18 protein-coding genes and 1 pseudogene are annotated in these 19550 nt (G+C 52.7%); 18 read left to right on the top strand and 1 reads right to left on the bottom strand.

Annotated elements, in window-relative coordinates; genetic code table 11:
• The first annotated feature begins 12 nt into the window (after positions 1-12).
• From H503_RS0105265 to guaA, 11 genes are all read left to right on the top strand, one after another.
• The gene (locus H503_RS0105265) at positions 13-480 is read left to right on the top strand and encodes a tRNA (cytidine(34)-2'-O)-methyltransferase (RefSeq protein WP_009016409.1); all 468 of its coding nucleotides are present in this window, start codon (positions 13-15) and stop codon (positions 478-480) included.
• Positions 477-839, top strand: coding sequence for a 6-carboxytetrahydropterin synthase QueD (queD, locus tag H503_RS0105270; RefSeq protein ID WP_009016410.1), 363 nt, complete (start codon positions 477-479; stop codon positions 837-839). Before H503_RS0105265 ends, queD begins: the two co-directional genes overlap by 4 nt.
• Positions 833-1600, top strand: coding sequence for a GTP cyclohydrolase FolE2 (gene folE2, locus H503_RS0105275; RefSeq protein WP_009016411.1), 768 nt, complete (start codon positions 833-835; stop codon positions 1598-1600). The genes queD and folE2 overlap by 7 nt, the downstream gene beginning before the upstream one ends.
• Positions 1601-1603: 3 nt before the next feature.
• Positions 1604-2800: a dihydropteroate synthase gene (folP, locus tag H503_RS0105280; RefSeq protein ID WP_248604838.1), complete on the top strand. Its 1197-nt coding sequence runs from the start codon at positions 1604-1606 to the stop codon at positions 2798-2800.
• The gene (gene folK, locus H503_RS0105285; RefSeq protein ID WP_009016413.1) at positions 2791-3258 is read left to right on the top strand and encodes a 2-amino-4-hydroxy-6-hydroxymethyldihydropteridine diphosphokinase; all 468 of its coding nucleotides are present in this window, start codon (positions 2791-2793) and stop codon (positions 3256-3258) included. Before folP ends, folK begins: the two co-directional genes overlap by 10 nt.
• Positions 3259-3296: 38 nt before the next feature.
• Entirely contained in the window at positions 3297-4022 is a 726-nt protein-coding gene (locus tag H503_RS0105290; RefSeq protein WP_009016414.1) for a hypothetical protein, read from the top strand.
• Between the two features lie 10 nt (positions 4023-4032).
• On the top strand, positions 4033-5244 hold the full coding sequence (locus H503_RS0105295) for a glycosyltransferase family 2 protein (RefSeq protein WP_009016415.1): 1212 nt from the start codon (positions 4033-4035) through the stop codon (positions 5242-5244).
• Positions 5245-5343: 99 nt separating this feature from the next.
• On the top strand, positions 5344-6945 hold the full coding sequence (locus H503_RS0105300) for a DUF4127 family protein (RefSeq protein ID WP_014128658.1): 1602 nt from the start codon (positions 5344-5346) through the stop codon (positions 6943-6945).
• A gap of 34 nt (positions 6946-6979) precedes the next feature.
• Complete coding sequence (locus H503_RS0105305) at positions 6980-8278, top strand: amidohydrolase (protein ID WP_009016355.1); 1299 nt, start codon at positions 6980-6982, stop codon at positions 8276-8278.
• Positions 8279-8456: 178 nt separating this feature from the next.
• Positions 8457-9725, top strand: coding sequence for a uracil permease (gene uraA / locus H503_RS0105310; protein WP_009016356.1), 1269 nt, complete (start codon positions 8457-8459; stop codon positions 9723-9725).
• A 107-nt stretch (positions 9726-9832) separates the two neighbouring features.
• The gene (gene guaA / locus H503_RS0105315) at positions 9833-11380 is read left to right on the top strand and encodes a glutamine-hydrolyzing GMP synthase (protein WP_009016357.1); all 1548 of its coding nucleotides are present in this window, start codon (positions 9833-9835) and stop codon (positions 11378-11380) included.
• A gap of 171 nt (positions 11381-11551) precedes the next feature.
• On the opposite strand, the gene H503_RS0105320 is transcribed toward guaA, so the two are convergent.
• Positions 11552-12109, bottom strand: coding sequence for a helix-turn-helix domain-containing protein (locus tag H503_RS0105320; protein WP_026385515.1), 558 nt, complete (start codon positions 12107-12109; stop codon positions 11552-11554).
• A gap of 164 nt (positions 12110-12273) precedes the next feature.
• Between H503_RS0105320 and H503_RS0105325 the strand changes: the two genes are divergently transcribed.
• The 7 genes and pseudogenes from H503_RS0105325 to H503_RS12940 all read left to right on the top strand — a co-directional run.
• The gene (locus tag H503_RS0105325; RefSeq protein ID WP_024724606.1) at positions 12274-12462 is read left to right on the top strand and encodes a transcriptional regulator; all 189 of its coding nucleotides are present in this window, start codon (positions 12274-12276) and stop codon (positions 12460-12462) included.
• A gap of 12 nt (positions 12463-12474) precedes the next feature.
• Positions 12475-13551: a site-specific integrase gene (locus H503_RS0105330; RefSeq protein ID WP_024724607.1), complete on the top strand. Its 1077-nt coding sequence runs from the start codon at positions 12475-12477 to the stop codon at positions 13549-13551.
• Between the two features lie 3 nt (positions 13552-13554).
• On the top strand, positions 13555-13875 hold the full coding sequence (locus H503_RS0105335; protein WP_024724608.1) for a plasmid mobilization protein: 321 nt from the start codon (positions 13555-13557) through the stop codon (positions 13873-13875).
• Positions 13876-13882: 7 nt separating this feature from the next.
• Positions 13883-15037: a helicase RepA family protein gene (locus H503_RS0105340; protein ID WP_024724609.1), complete on the top strand. Its 1155-nt coding sequence runs from the start codon at positions 13883-13885 to the stop codon at positions 15035-15037.
• Positions 15038-15493: 456 nt separating this feature from the next.
• Positions 15494-16660: a plasmid recombination protein gene (locus tag H503_RS0105350; protein WP_024724610.1), complete on the top strand. Its 1167-nt coding sequence runs from the start codon at positions 15494-15496 to the stop codon at positions 16658-16660.
• Between the two features lie 372 nt (positions 16661-17032).
• Positions 17033-18952, top strand: a complete 1920-nt coding sequence (gene tet, locus H503_RS0105355) for a TetM/TetW/TetO/TetS family tetracycline resistance ribosomal protection protein (RefSeq protein WP_026385517.1) — start codon at positions 17033-17035, stop codon at positions 18950-18952.
• Between the two features lie 415 nt (positions 18953-19367).
• Positions 19368-19550 (top strand): annotated as a pseudogene (locus H503_RS12940) (transposase family protein); the annotation flags it as partial.

The following is a 19550-nucleotide window of genomic DNA, read 5'->3' on the forward strand; positions in this document are numbered from 1 at the left end:
AAGGCAGCCATTTTGCATATTGTTCTTGTTGAACCGGAAATCCCAGGCAATACGGGAAATATTGCCCGCTTGTGTGCGGCAACGGGGGCTTCCCTTCATTTGGTGCGCCCCCTGGGCTTTTCTGTCGATGACCGCTATTTGAAGCGTGCTGGTCTTGATTACTGGCATCTAGTCGATATTCATTACTATGACAGTGTGGAGGAAGTTCTTGCGGCCTATCCTGACGCACCGCGTTTTCTTCTGACGACCCACGCGCATCGTTCGTATACGCGTGTGGAGTATACCAAGGATTCCCTGCTGATTTTTGGCAAAGAATCGGCTGGTCTTCCCGAAGCCTTTCGGATGGCCCATGAAGATGAATGTATCCGTATTCCCATGGTGCCTGAAGCCCGCAGTCTCAACCTTGCCAATTCTGTCTCAATCGTGCTTTACGAAGCACTCCGCCAAGTACATTTTGATTTAGAGGAGGGTACCATATGATCTGCTTAAAGGAATTTGATTTTGACGCCGCCCATTTTCTCCCCAATTACAACGGAAAATGTGAACATCTCCACGGCCATACGTATAAACTTGTTGTCAAAGTTGAGGGCACGCCTGACCATGAGGGCATGGTTCTTGATTTCGTGCGCTTCAAGAACCTCGTGAAGGAACTTGTTGTAAGTAAGCTGGACCACGCCTTCATCAACGACATCCTGCCTCAGCCGTCGGCGGAAAATATTGCCGTCTGGGTCTGGCAACAGCTGGAAACGCCGCTTCATGGGCCGAACTACCATCTTTTTGAAGTGGAAGTCTGGGAAACGAAGACGAGCGGGATTATCTATCGAGGTGAAACATGCTAAAAGACGTACAAGGCCAAGTCGACCAGCGCCATATTGCACTGAAACAAGTGGGCATCCGCGACATCCGCTGGCCCATTACCTTAAAGGATCCCCATAAGGGCGTCCAGCATTCAGTGGCGGTGATTTCTCTCGGCGTGAACCTCCCCCATGAGCAGCGGGGAACCCATATGAGCCGATTTGTGGAGTGTCTCAAGGAAATGGGACCCATTCATCCTCATGATCTGGAAATCGTCCTTGATGGGCTCAAGGAAAAGCTAGGCGCCAAGAAGGCCATGTTGGATATGCGTTTCCCTTACTTTATTGAAAAAAAGGCACCTGTATCGGGGAAAACAGGTTATCTTGATATTTCCTGCCATTACCATGCGGAAAAAGGGGAGACCTTCCATCTGGATGTGGGCGTCAATGTCCCCATCCACACCCTTTGCCCCTGCTCCAAGGAAATCAGCAAATATGGTGCGCACAATCAGCGGGCCCGTGCCAAGATTACGATCCGTAGCACGAAACCTGTATGGATCGAAGAACTGGTGGAAATGGCCGAGGCTTCTGCTTCGTCTCCTATCTTTTCGTTGCTTAAGCGTCCTGATGAAAAGTTTGTCACCGAGGAAGCCTATGAAAATCCTCGTTTTGTTGAGGACGCGGCCCGGGAAATCGCCCTGCGGCTCAATCAAGATGAGCGGATTGATTGGTACCGCGTGACCGTAGAAAGTGAGGAAAGCATCCATAACCACAATGCCTTTGCTTGTGTGGAAAAGGAGGACTAGGCCTTGTATATCAAGATTCCCTGCGATCAAGTCAGCTTTGAACTAAAAAAAATGGGGGTCCATCCGACTGGGATTGCCCTCATGGCACCCAAGGCGGTTGTGGAACCGCTGCGTCTTGTCGGGGTACGGGCTCCCGGCGCCAATATCATCAAACAGGAAATGCTCGCCATGGGGGCGGACGCTGCTAATGCCAAAGGAACCATCAACTGCAGTATAGAACGGACGGATGTGATTTTACTTGGAAGCCGTACCCAGTACCGGCACCTTGCTCACAAACTCAGGGCCAATCAGGGATGGTTCGGTCTTGATGAAGTCATAAGGGATATCGAGGACTATCTTACAGACCATGAGCTCGCGACGATCCTTGCGGACGGACGGACCCTTACGTATGAAAAGATGCGGATCATGGGAATCCTTAATGTAACACCCGATTCCTTTTATTCAGGATCCCGTGTCACAGCCGGTTCCCTGATCTTGAAGCGGGCCGGAAAGATGCTGGATGACGGTGCCGATGTCCTTGATATTGGCGGTGAATCGGTCCGCCCTGGCAGTGATCCCGTACCGGCAGAAGAAGAAATCCGCCGTGTCGTCGGGGCTATTTCGGAAATCCGCCGGGCTTATCCTGAGGCCATCCTTTCCGTTGATACGTACCACGCTGCGACGGCCCGCGCCGCCCTTGACGCGGGAGCCGATATCATCAACGATGTTACGGCGGGAACGGGTGATCCCGACATGCTTTCCGTTGCCAAAGAAAAAGACGCGCCGCTCATCCTCATGCATATGCGTGGTACGCCCAAGACCATGATGAGCGCCGACATGAAGGCCTATCATAACGTAGTCGGCGATGTCATGGAATATCTTTTAACGCGGACAGAGGCTTGTGAAGCGATGGGAATTGGTCGCACTAAACTCATGCTTGATCCGGGTCTTGGCTTTGCCAAGGATGTCAGCGGCAACCTGGAACTGTCCCGCGGTCTTGCGGAACTTACGGGACACGGGATTCCAGTCCTTGTTGCAGGGTCCCGCAAGGGCTATATCGGTAAGGTCCTGGGAGACCTTCCGCCGGAAGAGCGCCTTGAAGGGACCATGGCCCTTTCCGCAGCAGCTGTTTTTGCTGGCACCCAAATGGTTCGCGTCCACGATGTCAAGGAAAATGTACGGCTCATCCGTATGTTGGAGGCGATTCTATCATGCCGGTAGCCTATGTGGCCCTTGGCAGCAACCTAGGGGATAAAAAAGCTTATTTGGAAGACGCTCTGAGCCGGATGAAGGTACATGGCATCAAGGTCCAGAAAGTTTCCACATGGATCCAAACAGCGCCATATGGCGTAACGGACCAGCCGGAGTTCCTGAATGGGGCGGCTGAAGTGATATGGGACCAGGATGCACAGAGCCTTCTTATGGAGCTTCTTGCCATTGAAAAGGAAATGGGGCGGGAGCGCAAGCGCCATTGGGGCGAACGGAACATCGACCTTGATTTGATTTTATTTGAGGATGAGATCATGGAGACTGAATTTTTGACGCTGCCCCATCCGGACATGCAAAACCGGGATTTTGTCCTCCGCCCCTTGGCGGAGATTGCCCCCCAAAAGGAACATCCTGTCCTGAAACGCAGCATGCTGGAACTCTGGCATGAGCTTCAGAAAAAAGGAAAGTAAGGCTTTTTTGCCAATCTCAATGAAAGCTGGTCGATGCAATGCTTCAACGTGTAAAAACGGCGGTTCTTTTGGTTCTGGTCTATAGCGCCGTCACTTATCTTGGCATGCGGGTCATGATGGTGCCCAGTGTCTCCGGTCTCTGTTTGGGTGCACTTTTCGCACTGACCTTTGGCCTTCTTTTTGGCCGTCTGGGGGCTTTTTCCGCAGGAATTGGCGCGGTGATCGGTTGCTCTTTTGGCGGACTTCATACGATGCTTCTGCCCATTCACTTTTTGGCCGTCTTTTTGTCTAGCTACGTTCCTTTCCGCATTTGGCAGGGAATGAGAAGCGAAAATGAACCGGTCCTTCTTGTCTATGATCAGCGGACTCGTATGATGGCCCTTGTCCTTTCACTGGCATCGTCAGCGCCCTTGGGGCTCACACTTGCCTTTGCTGGTGATCTTTTCCAGATTATCCCTTTTGAGCTGACCTATTTTCCCATCATGCTCCCTGCACTGGGCTTATCCATTTTGGGCGGGCAGACCGTCCTATCTTGGAGCGGCCGCTATTTTTGCCGCGGCGGCGGGATAAAATGGTGGGAAGCTGTGCGGGATGATAAATGGACCAGTCATCTCCTTTCGGTTGCCCTTTTGCGGATTTCCCTGACGGCCCTTGCAGTCGGTGCAGGGTTCTGCCTGATTTTTCCACCCCAATTGGGGGAACCTGTGGTCCTATACGTTTCAGGAGGACTTGCCGCCGTGCTTCTTATCCTGAGCGGAATGTGAGGGTCTTTTCATGTATTTTTTCACCCTTGCCGTGCAAGTCGTATTGCTTCTTGTTTTCTTATGGGGCGTCAGCACGATTTTCGTGGGTTTCATAACAAAAAAAAGGATCTTGCCGCCTGCCGGACATTCCCATACCATGGCGGTCCTCATTTGCGCCCACAATGAAGGACGGGTTGTAGGAAAATTGCTCGAAAGCCTTGTGCAGCAGGACTATCCACACTCGTCCTACCATATCTTCCTTTGTGCCGATCACTGCACGGATGATACGGCTGCCATTGGGGAAGCGTTTCCCAATATCACGGTCTGGAAACGAGACGAAGGCCCTCGAACGGGAAAGGGGGCGGTCCTTTCCTGGGGGCTTCAAAAGATAAGGCAGGAGTGGCCGGAGTCTTTTGAGTATGCCGTGATCTTTGACGCCGATAACGTGGCAGATCCTTACTTTCTCAAGGCCATGAACCGCTCTTTTGACAGCGGCGCCCGCCTTGTCATGGGAAACCGGCTCCCACTCAATCCTTATGATTCCCTGATTTCGCAGTGGTATTCGATGTACTGGCTCAGCGTGGACGTGCTATTTTCCAAACCCCGTTTTAATGTCCACATGCCGAGCATTATCTCCGGAACGGGTTTTGGTTTTGACCTTTCCCTCATTGAGCCTGATGGGTGGCAGACGGTTACGGTTACGGAAGATATGGAATTTTCCATGCAGATGAATTTTAAGGATGTTTTTTCGGAATTTCAGGAAGACGCGCGCTTTTATGATGAACAGCCCATCCATTTCATGACCTTGGTCCATCAGTTCCGGCGCTGGTTTACGGGAAACTACCAGATTGCCCGGGTCTATGGAAAAATCTGGCTGCCCCATTTTAAAGTGCATCGGGATGGACGCCTCATCGATAATTTTATTCCCTACTTGATGAGTGTTGTGTTTGGCCTTTATTTTATCTTGAATGTGTTCTGGCTCTGTTATAATGCTCTTTGCGGGCTGCCGCTTTTCCACATCAAGGATATTGTTTGGTGGATCTTTTTGTACCTTTTGAGCCTTTACGTAGGTCATGCCGCCATTGCGGGAGCAGGCTACAAAAGCCGCCATTTTGCTAAGGGCATCCTGACGGGCGGTTTTTTCTGTATCCTCATTTCCCTGTTAAGTGTGTACTCGCTTTTCCGGCCCAATGCCCAGTGGATTCCCATCGAGCATGTGCACACGAAAGGTCCTGAAGGATAAGTTGTTGCGCACTGTCCTTGCTGGCTTTGCTGGCAGGGACTTTTTTTGTGGCTTTTTGCCTGCTATAATAGAGGAAAACATAAGAAGGAGGGGTCGCTTGTGTTTACTTGGGCCCGCAGGAAACTCATAGGGGCATTTTTCCTGTCCCTGCTTTTTGGGACCCTTACAAGGGGGGAGACAGTTTTGGCGGCAGAACGAATCTTATATATTCCCCTTGATGATCGCCCCGTTAACCTTGCTTATACGGTGGATACTTTTAAAAAAGCGGGGGTCGATGTTGTAACGCCGCCATCTGAGCTTCTAAGTTCGGCCTCGCGCAAGGGCAATCCCGATGCCCTAGGAAAATGGCTCCAAGAAGAAGGCCCCTTTGCAGAGGCTGCTGTTGTTGCCGCCGATTCCCTCATTTATGGGGGCCTTACCACGAGCCGAACCCACGAACTCAGTGAGGCTGTGCTCAATGAACGGGTCAAGGTCTTGCTCGATTTCAAGGCCCGTCATATCGATATTCCCATCTACGCCTTTGCGACGATCATGCGTTCCCCCAAGTGGAGCAGCGCCCCTCAGGAGCCTCAGTACTATGCGCAGTGGGGGCCGAAGCTCTTTTTGTGGGGCGCTTTGCGGGATAAAAAGGCGATGGGGCAGCTTAGCCGGAAGGAAGATAAGAAACTTGCGGCCCTGCAAAAGGAAATCCCGGTCTCCATCCAAGAGGACCTGCTGCAGCGGCGGCAGAAAAACGCAGCCGTCCTTTCCCAGTTGTACGACGCGGCAGAAGCAGGAACCTTTGATTATTTTCTGATTGCACGGGACGACTCGGCGCCTTATTCCGAGGCCCACCATGATGCTCGCAGTCTGCTCCAGGGCCGGAAAAAGTCCTATACGATCCGCTCCTTTTCGGGCACCGATGAGATGGGAATGATTCTTTTGACGAGGGCCTATTACAAAGCGCGAGGCCTCACTCCCCTTGTGTATGGGTTCTATGCCCCCGGTGCGGGAAAAGAGACTGTCCCTGATTACGAAGATGGAACCATTGCCCATAGTTACCGGGAACATGTCTGGGCCCTTGGCGGATATCCAGCTAAACGGGCCAAGCGGGCGGATCTAGTGGCGGGAATCTATACGCCTCAGGACGGCGTGACGCGCGGAGCGGATGGGATGAGCAACACGGACGTTGTGACGCTGGGGATGACGGCTTTTCTTGATCAGGCGGAGGCCTATCTCAGGGCGGGCTATGCCGTGGGCATTGCAGATATTGCTTTTGGCAACGGCAGCAGCAAGGGCCTCATCAAGGGGCTTTTTGAACGTCGCCTGCCTCACAGCGATGAGCCGATGGCTTATGACCTGGCGTCCTATGCCGGCTGGAATACGGCAAGCAATTCCCTGGGCTACACCTTGGGACAGGGCCTTATGGCGCGGCATATGTTGTCACAGGAAAGAAAGGATCTTCTGAACGTGCGCTATCTTGACGATTGGGCCTATGAAGCCGTCGTGCGGCAGCGCCTGCGTGCTGAATACACCTATCCCAATAAATGGCAGGAAGGAAAGTTTACCCCAAAGGAAAAGGGCATCCTCCATACGGCCCTTCAAAAGGAAATGAAGGAACAGGCTTTTCCTTATTTGGGTCAGCGTGTGGATGACTACACCTTTGACCTGCCGTGGAACCGGACGTTTGAAGTCTCGGTGGTCAAAAAGACACTGAAATGAATGGGCTGCCTTATGGCGGCGGAGGAGGAGAACCATGACGATATATGATGAAGCCATGCAGATGAAAGAGGAGCTGGTGGCCTGCCGGCGTGATCTTCACGCCCACCCGGAACTTGCCTGGACGGAATTTCGCACCGCGTCTCATGTAGCAAAATCCCTCAAGGCCTTGGGCTATGAAGTGCTCATGGGGGATGCCTGCATGAAGGCAGATGAAATGATGGGCGTGCCTGATAAAGCGGAACTTTCCCGCGCCATGGGGCGGGCCATTAAAGAAGGGGCGGACCCGGAGCTTGTGAAAAAGATGGAAGGCGGCAAGACGGGCGTCGTGGGCATCATGCATTTTGCAAAACCAGGGAAGACCGTGGGTCTGCGCTTTGACATGGACTGCCTTCTAGTTGAAGAAAACCCAACGGACGCCCATCGGCCGACCCGGGATGGTTTTGCGTCGACCCATCCGGGTCTGATGCATGCTTGCGGGCACGATGGACATACAGCTATCGGTCTTGGCGTGGCGCGCCTTATTGCCGCTCACAAAGATGAAATGGCCGGCACTGTAAAGCTCTGTTTCCAGCCCGGTGAAGAAGGGGTCATGGGAGCCCGCGGGATGGTGGCAAGCGGGATTGTCGATGATGTGGACTATTTCCTGAGCGGGCATATTGGTCTTGGCAATGGCGAAAATAACAGCCTAGTCTGTATGACCGAAGGGTTCCTTGCAACAAGCAAGATTGATGCGTTCTTTACGGGAAAACCGGCCCATGCCGGTGCCAATCCCCAAAATGGCCGCAACGCCCTTCTTGCAGCGGCCCAAGCTTCGCTGGCCCTCCATACCATTTCCCGTCACAGCGACGGCCCTTCCCGCATTAATGTGGGAATTCTCAAGGCAGGGACGGGACGAAACGTCATCCCCGACAACGCGGTCATCAAATTTGAGACCCGTGGCGGTTCGACGGCAATCAATGAATTTATGGAAGGAGAAGCCCGCCGCATGATCAAGGCCGCAGCTGATATGTACGGCGTCACCGTGAAGATGGTCGCCCGCGGGAGTGCGGCGTCAGGCAATTCTTCTCCTGACATGGGCGAAGAAGTCTATGAAGTCGTCAAGGGGCTTGGCGTCTACAGCGACATTGAAAAAAATCATACTGTCAGTGGCAGTGAGGACTGCTCGTACTTTATGAGCCGCGTCCAGGATCATGGCGGCAAGGCCGTTTACATGCTCTATGGGACGGAAGAAGCTTCGGGTCATCACACCAGTGAATTTGACTTCAACGAAGATGTCCTTCCCCTTAGCGTCTATACCGTGACGGAACTTGTGAAGCACTTCACGAACAAATAACAAGCGTTCTCCCAGCAAAGCGGATCTTGTTTTGGTGGGAGAATTTTTGCATCCTGTTTGGGATGGATAAGAGACACGAAGCTTTCAGAACACCTAAAAAATGACTGTACCACGGGGAATCCATTGTGATACACTAGTAGCGCAGTACCAACAAATTTGCTGAGGGGGATCAATCTTAATGAAAGAAAGACGCATTATCGAAGTCGAAGAAAAGCTGCCTATTCTTCAGACGCTGCCGCTTAGCCTGCAGCATCTATTTGCGATGTTTGGCGCCACGGTCCTTGTACCTTTCCTGCTGAATGTCGACCCATCAACGGCACTTTTTATGAACGGGGTAGGCACCTTGCTGTATCTCAGCATTTGTAAATGGCGCCTGCCAAGCTACCTGGGTTCAAGCTTTGCCTTTATTTCTCCTGTCCTTGCCGTTACGCACACGGCGGGCCTTACGTACGGGGACGCGCAGGGAGGCTTCATTGCTTTTGGGCTCTGTTTCATCCTTGTGGGCCTTCTTGTGAAGAAAATCGGGACCAAGTGGATTGATGTACTCTTTCCGCCTGCTGCCATGGGGGCCATTGTCGCCATCATCGGCCTTGAACTTGCACCGATGGCCATGAACATGGCAGGCTTTATGGATCCTGTAAAGGGCATGACGAACATCCAGGCCATGGAGATTTCGTCGGCAACGCTCATCATCACCATCCTTGCGACCCTCCTGGGGAAGGGCTTTATCGGCATCATTCCCATCCTCATCGGCGTGGTGAGCGGTTACGCCATTGCCTATGGTCTCGGCGTTGTCTCCTTTGAAAGCGTTGCGGCCGCGGCTTGGATTTCGGCTCCAACCTTTTATCGTCCCAGCTTCCATCTGAACGCCATCATGATGATCCTGCCGGCCGTCTTTGTCGTCCTTGCCGAACATTTGGGACACCTTTTTGTGACCAGCGACATTGTCGGCCGTGATCTCATCAAGGACCCAGGCCTTCACCGCTCACTCATTGCCGACGGACTTTCGAACGTGCTTTCCGGGCTTGCGGGCTCCACGCCGAACACGACTTATGGGGAAAACATGGGGGTTATGGCTATTACCGGCGTATACAGCACCTGGGTCATTGGCGGCGCTGCCATCCTCGCCATTGTCTTTTCCTTTGTAGGAAAGATTGCTGCCCTTATCCACAATATTCCCGGTCCTGTTATGGGTGGCGTCAGCATCCTACTTTTTGGTTTCATTGCTTCGTCGGGCCTGCGCATGATGGTCGATCGCAAGGTGGATTTCACTAAACCGAAGAATCTGATTCTTTCTGCCCTGACCCTCATTTCCGGTCTTAGCGGTGCCACCATCGTCATTGGTCCTGTTCAGCTTAAGGGAATGGGCCTTGCTACGGTCGTCGCCATCCTTGCCAGCCTTGCCTTCCTGATTTTTGAAAAAATCGGCTGGGTGGAACGGGAATAAAGGACGAACTTTTTTCGCAAATGAGCGCAAAATGGGCGCATCTTTCATTGAAAATATGATAGAATTATGATATATTGTTCTGAATATAACAAATAGGGAGGAAGAACATGGAAAACTTACAGCATGAACTTGTCCTGGTCGTTGACTTTGGCGCCCAGTATGCACAGCTGATTGCGCGCCGTGTCCGTGAATGTGGCGTTTACTGCGAAATCATTCCTTATAGCTATACCATCAATCAAATCAAGGCCAAGAATCCAAAAGCCCTGATCTTCTCCGGTGGACCGAACAGTGTTTATGCTGAAAATACGCCGTCTATCGACGATGGTGTTTTCTCCTTGGGTATTCCTATCCTCGGTCTTTGCTATGGCCATCAGCTCATGGCAAAGAAACTGGGCGGCGTCGTTGCCCATGCGGGTTCTGCCGGTGAATATGGAAAGACCGCGGTTTCCCTCGATAACGAAACGCGCCTTTTCTCCGGGATCGAAAAGAACAACATCTGCTGGATGAGTCATCAGGATTATGTCGAAACCGTACCGGAAGGCTTTGTTGTGGCGGGCCATACGGAAGAATGCCCTGTTGCGGCCATGATGAACGAGGAAAAACGCTTCTACGGCGTCCAGTTTCATCCGGAAGTCATGCATACGCCCTTTGGCAAGAAAATGTTCAGCAACTTCCTCTTTGATATTTGCGGCCTTTCCGGTGACTGGTCCATGTCGAGCTTTGCCCAGACCCAGATTGAAGCCATTCGTGAAAAAGTGGGGGATAAGAATGTCCTGTGCGCCATGAGCGGCGGCGTTGATTCCTCGGTTGCTGCGGTTCTCGTCCACAAGGCCGTGGGTAAGCAGCTCACCTGCGTCTTTGTTGACCATGGCCTGCTTCGTAAGAACGAAGGCGACCAAGTGGAACAAGTCTTCAAACGAGACTTTGACATGAACCTCATCCGTGTTGACGCCAAGGAACGTTTCCTGTCGAAACTCAAGGGCGTCAGCGATCCGGAAAAGAAACGCAAGATTATCGGCGAAGAATTCATTCGCGTCTTTGAAGAAGAATCCAAGAAAATCGGTCATGTCGATTACCTCGTTCAGGGCACTATCTACCCGGACGTCGTTGAATCGGGCGGCACCGGCACCAGTGCCACTATCAAGAGCCACCATAACGTCGGCGGCCTGCCGGAAGACATGGACCTTGACCTCATCGAACCACTGCGTGCGCTCTTTAAGGATGAAGTCCGTGCCGTTGGGGAAGAACTCGGCATTCCAAGTGAACTTGTTTGGCGTCAGCCCTTCCCGGGACCGGGTCTTGCCATCCGCGTCCTTGGTGAAGTCACGGAAGAAAAACTTGCCATTGTCCGCGAAGCCGATGCCATCTTCCGCGAAGAAATTGCCAAAGCCGGTCTTGACCGCAGTATCTGGCAGTACTTTGCCTGCCTGCCGAACATCCGCAGTGTTGGGGTCATGGGTGACTTCAGAACCTATACCAACACCATCGCTCTGCGCGCCGTCAACAGCACCGACGGCATGACAAGTGACTGGTCCCATATCCCCTACCATGTCCTTGATATCGTCTCCCGCCGCATCGTCAATGAAGTGCCTGGCGTCAACCGTGTCGTCTATGACATCACGAGCAAACCGCCTGCAACGATTGAGTGGGAATAACCGTCAAAACGGCTCAAACCCGCATGAATACAGGGTTTTTGACCTGTCACTTTGCCTTGTGATACTGGATTGATACTATTCGTTTCAACCCGGCCACACAAGAGAATGATTGCAAAGGGCAAGCAAGCCGCCCTGCTGAACGACAAATTCAGCAGGGCGGCTTTGCTTGTCCTATTTTTCTTTTCTCCAAGGAACATAGTAGTCAAACCGTTTGCTGTCATCGCAGGTACACGGCCAGTTGATTTTCCATTCAAAGTATTCCTCCCTGGTGATCTCCCCGGCGTGAAGTTCCTGCTGGCGCAAGAGCCATTCCCGCATGAACTCGTCTACCAGCCCATAGTTGAAGTAAATGCCCACGGGAGGTTGAGCGGGCCAGTCGTCCGTGTCGTTGTATCGGACGGCGGTATCATCGGAGGCCCCCGTCTTGCCGGGATTGCGGACAAGCTGAAACAGGCGGATGGAGCCGGGGCTGTCCTCGTCCAGCCAGAAGAATGTCCGCATGAAGTCCTCGGCGCAGCCAGGGCGAAGCGTGTAGAAGTTCTGGCTCTCTACCCGAAGTGCCTGGGCAATCTTGTCCAGCAGTTCCCTTTTCGGAACACGGTAGTTTGTTTCATACTGGGCGATACGATTGTCCGCTCCCTTTTCCTCAAAACCGACAGCCAGCCCCAATTCCTTTTGCGTCATGCCTCGAAAAGTTCGGATTTTCTTGATTTTTTCTCCTACTGTCATATGTTCCACCGCCTTTGAACATAGTATAGCGCAAATAAGCGAAATATGCAAGAGAAAAATTAACAAAATTGCGAAATTTCCTCTTGACATTAACAACCATGCGAATGTATAATAAGAACGTGGGCATTAACAATTTTGCGAACCAGAAGCAAGGAGGTGAAAACATGAGCAAGGAACTGTTTGTACGGGCCGAGGAAGTGGCCGGGGTGCTGGGTATCTCCAAGCCCTACGCCTACAAGCTGGTGCGGGAGATGAACGAGGAACTGAAGCAGAAAGGTTTCCTCACCATCCCCGGACGGGTGAGCAGGAACTACTTCGAGGAAAAGTTCTATGGACTGCGGGAAAATCAGTAAGGAGGGAACAAAATGCCAGCATACAAAGACAAGGCCAAAGGCACATGGTATGCGTCCTTTTACTTTGAGAACTGGACGGGGAAAAAGGAAAAGAAGATGAAACGGGGCTTCAAGACCAAGCGGGAGGCGCTGGAGTGGGAACGGACATTCCTGCAACAGCAGACCGCCGACCTGGACATGACCTTTGAGAGTTTCGTGGCCCTCTACGCTGCGGACGTGAAAGGCCGTATCAAGGAGAACACCTGGGGGACGAAAGAGCATATCCTCTACAAGAAGCTGGTGCCTTATTTCGGCAAGCGGAAAATGAGCGAGATTGGCTCGAAAGAGGTCATGGCATGGCAAAGCGAAATGCTCAACTACCGGGACAAGAACGGCAAGCCCTACTCGCCTGTCTACTTGAAAACGCTCCACAATCAGTTGAGCGCCGTTTTCAACCATGCAGTCAGGCACTACAAGCTGAAAACCAACCCCGCCGCCCAGGTAGGCAATATGGGCAAGGCCAAGGGCCGGGAAATGCTGTTCTGGACGAAAGCGGAGTATCTGAAATTTGCTGACGCTATGATGGACAAGCCCCTATCCTACTATGCCTTTGAAATGCTCTACTGGTGCGGTATCCGGGAGGGGGAATTGCTGGCCCTCACCCCTGGGGACTTCGACTTTGAGAAGCAGACGGTTTCCATCTCAAAATCCTATCAGCGTATCAAGGGCCAGGATGTAGTCACCGACCCCAAGACCGCCAAGAGCAACAGGATCATTCAAATGCCCGCTTTCCTCTGTGAAGAAATGGAGGACTACATCAAGAGCCTGTATGCCGCAGAGCCGACAGACCGTATTTTCCCGGTGACGAAATCCTATCTTCACCGGGAGATGGACAGAGGAGCGAAAGCGGCGGGGGTCAAACGTATCAGGATTCACGACCTCCGACACAGCCACATTTCCCTGCTGATTGACATGGGCTTTACGGCTCTGGCAATCGCTGACCGGGTGGGGCATGAAAGTATCGACATCACCTACCGCTACGCTCACCTGTTCCCCACCCGGCAGGCGGAGATGGCGGACAAGCTGGACATGGAGCGAAAGGGGGCTTAAATCATGTCTGTAAAGAACCTCGACAACCACAACCGATGGAGAAGCAAGACCATAGCGTTCCGGGTGTCCCCGGAGGAAAATGAACAGATTGAGATTGCCGTCCGCCTCTCCGGGCTGACCAAGCAGGACTACATCACCCGACGGCTCTTAGACCGGGCCGTGGTGGTGCAGGGCAATCCCAGGGTCTACAAGGCCCTGCGTGACCAACTCGCCGCCGTCCTGGAGGAACTGCGGCTCATTGAGGCCGGGGGCGGCGTGGGGGATGAACTTCTCTCCACCATTGACCTTATCTCGGTGACGCTGGGCGGCATGAAGGAGGATTGATAGATTGATGGATTCCAGAGAGACGAAAAGGACTGTCCCGATTCCGTCTGCGCCAACAGACGGGGAACAGCCCAATTCTCAAACAACTACCCAAAGTATAGCAGAGGGAACGGCTGAAAACAACCCCCAAGAGGAAAGTTTGGAGGAAATGCTCCGGGATATGCGGCGCAAGAGCGACCCAGCCTATCTCCATACGGTTTCCATGAATGACCTTTACCAGAATGTGTATCTGAGCAGACCGCCTATTATTGACGGTCTGCTCTATCCGGGGACGTACCTCTTTGCGGGAGCGCCCAAGGTGGGCAAGTCGTTCCTGATGGCCCAGCTTGCCTACCATGTCAGCATGGGCCTCCCCCTGTGGGGCTACCCTGTCCACAAGGGGACTGTCCTCTATCTGGCGTTGGAGGACGACCACCGCCGCTTGCAGGGGCGGCTGTACCGAATGTTCGGCACAGAGGGCACCGACAATCTGCTCTTTGCGGTCTACGCAAAGCAGCTTGGCGTTGGCCTGGAAGAACAGCTAAAGAAGTTCGTCCGGGAACACCCGGACACCAAGCTGATTATCATTGACACCCTCCAGAAGATACGGGAGGCTGGCGGTGAGAAGTATAGCTACGCCAACGATTACGAGGTAGTGGGCAAGCTGAAACGCCTTGCCGATGATTGCGGCGTCTGCCTCCTGCTGGTACACCACACTCGAAAGCAACAGGCAGATGACAAATTCGATATGATCTCCGGCACCAACGGTCTGCTGGGAGCGGCGGACGGGGCCTTTCTTCTTCAAAAGGAGAAGCGGACAGATGGCAGTGCCGTTCTGGACGTGGCCGGGCGTGACCAGCAAGACCAGCGATTCTATCTTACCAAGGACAAGGAACGGCTGATATGGACGCTGGAGCGTACGGAAACGGAGGCATGGACAGAGCCGCCCGACCCGGTGCTGGAGGCCGTAGCCGCCCTTGTGACGGCGGAAAGCCCCTCCTGGGGAGGGACGGCCACGGAACTGGCGGCGGCGCTCCAGACCGACATGAAGCCCAACGCCTTGGCAATGCGGCTGAATGTCCGGGCCGGGAAGCTGCTGACAGACTACCACATCCGCTATGAGAACAGCAGGAGCCACGCCGGGAGAAGTATCAGCCTGACGCTGGAACCGTCCCAGGCGTGACGACCGTGACGGCTGTGACGGCTTTTTGAGGGCGGGGGCGGTGTCTGAAACATTGTCACGGTCGTCACGGCCGTCACGGGGAGCGGGGTCAAAAGTCAAGGGGGCATACCTGCGGGTGGAGATTGCCGCAAGGCAATACAACCCGTACCCCTTGACTTTTGGCCCACGGAGAACACTTGCCGGGTGGTGGGAAAGGCCGTGCCTTTCCCACCTGCCCAACGGCGAGTGGCAAAGTTTAGGCGGGGTGCAGGGTGACCTTTTCAAAGGGCGGCCCTGCTGGGGGAGCCGTCCGCAGACGGCGGGGGCAAAGCCCCCATTCCACCCCGTAGGGCGCAAATGCGCTTTTGATGGCCGACAGGCTGTCAAAAGTGCTTTTGCGTTACTTTCGCAGAAAGTAACAAAGGCCGCCGCTGGCGCGGCGAAAGGAGTGTTGATTTGAAAAGGACGATTAGTGCGATGGTGGGGCAAGGCTCGGTGAACCACAACAGCAGGAAGTTCAACGCCAAGAACACCGACCCGGAACGCTCCCATTTGAATATAACCTACTGCCAGGAAAATATCAAGGCAGTTTTTCATGAGATGTTTGACGAGGCCCTCAAGCGGTACAACGACAAGCAGACCAGGGCAGACCGCAGGATTGAGAACTACTATGAGAAGATACGCTCCAGTAAGCAGGAAAAGCCGTTCCACGAAATCATCCTGCAAGTGGGCAACAAGGACGACATGAGTGCTGGCAGCGAGGACGGCCAGCTTGCGGCGGCGGTGCTGGACGAGTACATGAGGGGCTTTCAAGAGCGCAACCCCCAGCTTCGGGTGTTCTCGGCTCACCTCCACATGGACGAGGCCACACCCCATCTGCACATTGATTTTGTGCCGTTCACCACCGGCAGCAAGCGGGGTCTGGACACCAGGGTATCACTTAAACAGGCGTTAGCGGCCCAGGGTTTCAAGGGCGGCACCAGAGGGGACACAGAATGGAGCCAGTGGGTACGCTCTGAAAAGGAACAGCTTGCCGCCGTGATGGAGCGCCACGGGATAGAGTGGGAGGACAAGGGCACCCACGACCAGCACCTGTCTGTGCTGGACTACAAAAAGGAGCAGAGGGCCAAGGAGATCGCCCAACTGGATAAGTTCAAGGCCAAGAAGCAAAAAGAGGTGGCGGGGCAGGAACAGCGGTTGAAGGAGTTGGCCCCGGCAGTAAAGAACATGGAACGGCTGGCGGCGGAGTTTTCGGCAGACCCAGAGGAAGTCTTACCAGAGCCGGGGCCGCTGGAGAGCGCCAAGTCCTACCGGGAGAAAAAGGCCAAGCCTCTTTGGGCGAAGATCGTCAAGGTGCTGCGCTCGGTCTACCGGGCCTATCTCGACCTCAAATCCAAATTTGAGCGGCTACAAGCGGACTATGGCCGGGAGGTCAGCAAAAACAGTTCTTTGTCAGAAAGGATTTACGAGGTCTGCGCCGAGAGAGACAGTCTAAAGGGAAAGGTCAGGGACTACGAGCGGGTCAGGCGGGCCATTGGTCTGGAACAAGCGGACAGAATATTAGAGGCAGCTTACCAGCAGGAACAGGCCGAAAAGGAACGGAAACGGGCCGCAAGGCAAAAAACAAGGGTAGGCGCACGATAATCACCAAAACCGGAAGGTATTTCAGTGAATACCCTCCGATTTTATTTGTGGAATCGGGTAAAATAATTTCTTGCTTTTTAGAGCGTACTATGATATACTGTTATTATCCTGATTTGAGGAGTCTACCAAATATGCGGCAAGGTATTCTTAAATAAAATTTGATAATGGGCGCAAAAATGCTTGCCCCTTGCAGGGGCTTGGTTTTTGTACCCAATTTAAGAATACTTTTGCCTTTTAAGCAAATATCGTGACGGACAGCAGCTTATGTAAGCCGTGTGTGTTTTTGTGTGTCCGAAGTCATGATCCCCAGCGGTAAAAGTATTAGCCGCTGGGGATTTTTGCGCCCATTTGGGCCTTGCATGGAGGATAGACATGAACATTATCAATATTGGGATTCTTGCCCATGTAGACGCTGGAAAGACGACCTTGACAGAGAGCCTGCTATATGCCAGCGGAGCCATTTCAGAACCGGGGAGCGTCGAAAAAGGGACAACGAGGACGGACACCATGCTGCTGGAGCGGCAGCGTGGGATTACCATTCAAGCGGCAGTCACTTCCTTCCAGTGGCACAGATGTAAAGTCAACATAGTGGATACGCCCGGCCACATGGATTTTTTGGCGGAGGTGTACCGCTCTTTGGCTGTTTTAGATGGGGCTATCTTGGTGATCTCCGCTAAAGATGGTGTGCAGGCCCAGACCCGTATTCTGTTCTATGCCCTGCGGAAAATGAACATTCCCACCGTTATCTTTATCAACAAAATCGACCAGGCTGGCGTTGATTTGCAGGGCGTGTATCAGTCTGTTCGGGATAAGCTCTCCGCCGATATTATCATCAAGCAGACGGTATCGCTGTCCCCGGAAATAGTCCTGGAGGAAAATACCGGCATAGAAGCATGGGATGCGGTCATCGAAAATAACGATGGATTATTGGAAAAGTATATCGCAGGAGAGCCAATCAGTCAGGAAGAACTTGCGCAGGAGGAACAGCGGCGGGTTCAAGCCGCTTCCCTGTTCCCAGTCTATCATGGCAGCGCCAAAAAGGGCCTTGGCATTCAACCGTTGATGGATGCAGTGACAGGGCTGTTCCAACCGATTGGGGAACAGGGGAGCGCCGCCCTATGCGGCAGCGTTTTTAAGGTGGAGTATACAGATTGTGGCCAGCGGCTCATCTATCTGCGGCTATACAGCGGAACGCTGTGCCTGCGGGATACGGTGGCCCTGGCCGGGAGAGAAAAGCTGAAAATCACAGAGATGCGTATTCCATCCAAAGGGGAAATTGTTCGGACAGACACCGCCCATAAGGGCGAAATTGTCATCTTTCCCAGCGACAGCGTGGGATTAAACGATGTATTGGGGGACCAAACCCGGCTCCCTCGTGAAAGGTGGCGTGATGCCCCCCTCCCCATGCTGCGGACGACGATTGCGCCGAAAACGGCAGCGCAAAGAGAACGGTTGCTGGACGCTCTTACGCAAATTGCGGATACTGACCCGCTTTTGCGCTACGAGGTGGATTCCATCACCCATGAGATCATTCTTTCTTTTTTGGGCCGGGTGCAGTTGGAGGTTGTTTCCGCTTTGCTGGCGGAAAAGTACAAGATTGAAACAGCGGTGAAGGAACCCACCGTCATTTATTTAGAGCGGCCGCTCAAAGCAGCCAACCACACTATCCATATTGAGGTGCCACCCAACCCGTTTTGGGCATCCATCGGACTGTCTGTTACGCCGCTCCCGCTTGGCTCCGGTGTACAATACGAAAGCCGGGTTTCCCTGGGATACTTGAACCAGAGTTTTCAAAACGCTGTCATGGATGGTATCCGTTACGGGCTGGAGCAAGGCTTGTGCGGCTGGAACGTAACGGACTGTAAGATTTGCTTTGAATACGGGCTTTATTATAGCCCGGTCAGCACGCCGGCGGATTTTCGCTCATTGGCCCCGATTGTATTGGAACAGGCATTGAAGAAATCAGGAACGCAGTTGCTGGAACCTTATCTCTCCTTCACCCTCTATGCGCCCCAGGAATACCTTTCCAGGGCTTATCACGATGCGCCAAAATACTGTGCCACCATCGAAACGGCCCAGGTAAAAAAGGATGAAGTTGTCTTTACTGGCGAAATTCCCGCCCGCTATATACAGGCATACCGTACTGATCTGGCCTTTTACACCAACGGGCGGAGCGTATGTCTTACAGAACTGAAAGGGTATCAGGCCGCTGTCGGCGAGCCGGTCATCCAGCCCCGCCGTCCAAACAGCCGCCTGGACAAGGTGCGCCATATGTTCAGTAAGATTACTTGATACGCCACAGCAAAGAAGGTTACAGAATTATGTAGAGCTCCACATAATTCTGTTGCATTTTCCAGCCTCTTGTGATACTATTTTGATACTAAGAAAATTGACAGCCGAAAATAGCAGGTAAAATATTAACAAATTTGCGAATACTTTACCTGTAGATTCAAGAGAAATACTTCCTCATATACTTGAATTTGTCGAGTGGGAATAAGAGAAACAAGAAGAGGAAACACCCGGCAAGTCTTTGGAGACTTGCCGGGTGTTTTTTGTGGTTCTATAATTTATTTTGGGGCGCTAAAGTGACCGTCCAGATGCGTGTCCTCTCAGCGCCTACTTTTTTTTCAATAAAAAAATAGGCATATGCACTCAAATCCTCTACAATTAAAGTGATCAAACAATAAAGAAAGTGAGTTGAATACATATGCCTTCTCTAGATTATATCGAAAAATTAACAGGAATTAAAGAGGAATGGATTCAAAATTTAAAGGAAACGGAATCAGCCTTGGTTTTAGCGGTTCAGCTGCCGCCTCAAGAACACATCTGCCCTCATTGTAAGGCCACTACAAGACGCATAAAGGGCTACTATACGCGCCTCATCAAACAT

The organism is Acidaminococcus intestini DSM 21505 (assembly GCF_000425045.1).
In the GTDB taxonomy this organism is placed as follows: Bacteria; Bacillota; Negativicutes; order Acidaminococcales; family Acidaminococcaceae; genus Acidaminococcus; species Acidaminococcus intestini.

What these genes read in the sequence shown, in the direction of transcription:
- folE2 (WP_009016411.1), top strand. Translation starts at nt 833, where the DNA reads ATGCTAAAAGACGTACAAGGCCAAGTCGACCAGCGCCATATTGCACTG.
- uraA (WP_009016356.1), top strand. Translation starts at nt 8,457, where the DNA reads ATGAAAGAAAGACGCATTATCGAAGTCGAAGAAAAGCTGCCTATTCTT.
- H503_RS0105305 (WP_009016355.1), top strand. Translation starts at nt 6,980, where the DNA reads ATGACGATATATGATGAAGCCATGCAGATGAAAGAGGAGCTGGTGGCC.
- guaA (WP_009016357.1), top strand. Translation starts at nt 9,833, where the DNA reads ATGGAAAACTTACAGCATGAACTTGTCCTGGTCGTTGACTTTGGCGCC.
- H503_RS0105350 (WP_024724610.1), top strand. Translation starts at nt 15,494, where the DNA reads ATGGTGGGGCAAGGCTCGGTGAACCACAACAGCAGGAAGTTCAACGCC.
- folK (WP_009016413.1), top strand. Translation starts at nt 2,791, where the DNA reads ATGCCGGTAGCCTATGTGGCCCTTGGCAGCAACCTAGGGGATAAAAAA.
- tet (WP_026385517.1), top strand. Translation starts at nt 17,033, where the DNA reads ATGAACATTATCAATATTGGGATTCTTGCCCATGTAGACGCTGGAAAG.
- H503_RS0105330 (WP_024724607.1), top strand. Translation starts at nt 12,475, where the DNA reads ATGCCAGCATACAAAGACAAGGCCAAAGGCACATGGTATGCGTCCTTT.
- H503_RS0105340 (WP_024724609.1), top strand. Translation starts at nt 13,883, where the DNA reads ATGGATTCCAGAGAGACGAAAAGGACTGTCCCGATTCCGTCTGCGCCA.
- H503_RS0105325 (WP_024724606.1), top strand. Translation starts at nt 12,274, where the DNA reads ATGAGCAAGGAACTGTTTGTACGGGCCGAGGAAGTGGCCGGGGTGCTG.
- H503_RS0105295 (WP_009016415.1), top strand. Translation starts at nt 4,033, where the DNA reads ATGTATTTTTTCACCCTTGCCGTGCAAGTCGTATTGCTTCTTGTTTTC.
- H503_RS0105290 (WP_009016414.1), top strand. Translation starts at nt 3,297, where the DNA reads ATGCTTCAACGTGTAAAAACGGCGGTTCTTTTGGTTCTGGTCTATAGC.
- H503_RS0105320 (WP_026385515.1), bottom strand. Translation starts at nt 12,109, where the DNA reads ATGACAGTAGGAGAAAAAATCAAGAAAATCCGAACTTTTCGAGGCATG.
- queD (WP_009016410.1), top strand. Translation starts at nt 477, where the DNA reads ATGATCTGCTTAAAGGAATTTGATTTTGACGCCGCCCATTTTCTCCCC.
- H503_RS0105335 (WP_024724608.1), top strand. Translation starts at nt 13,555, where the DNA reads ATGTCTGTAAAGAACCTCGACAACCACAACCGATGGAGAAGCAAGACC.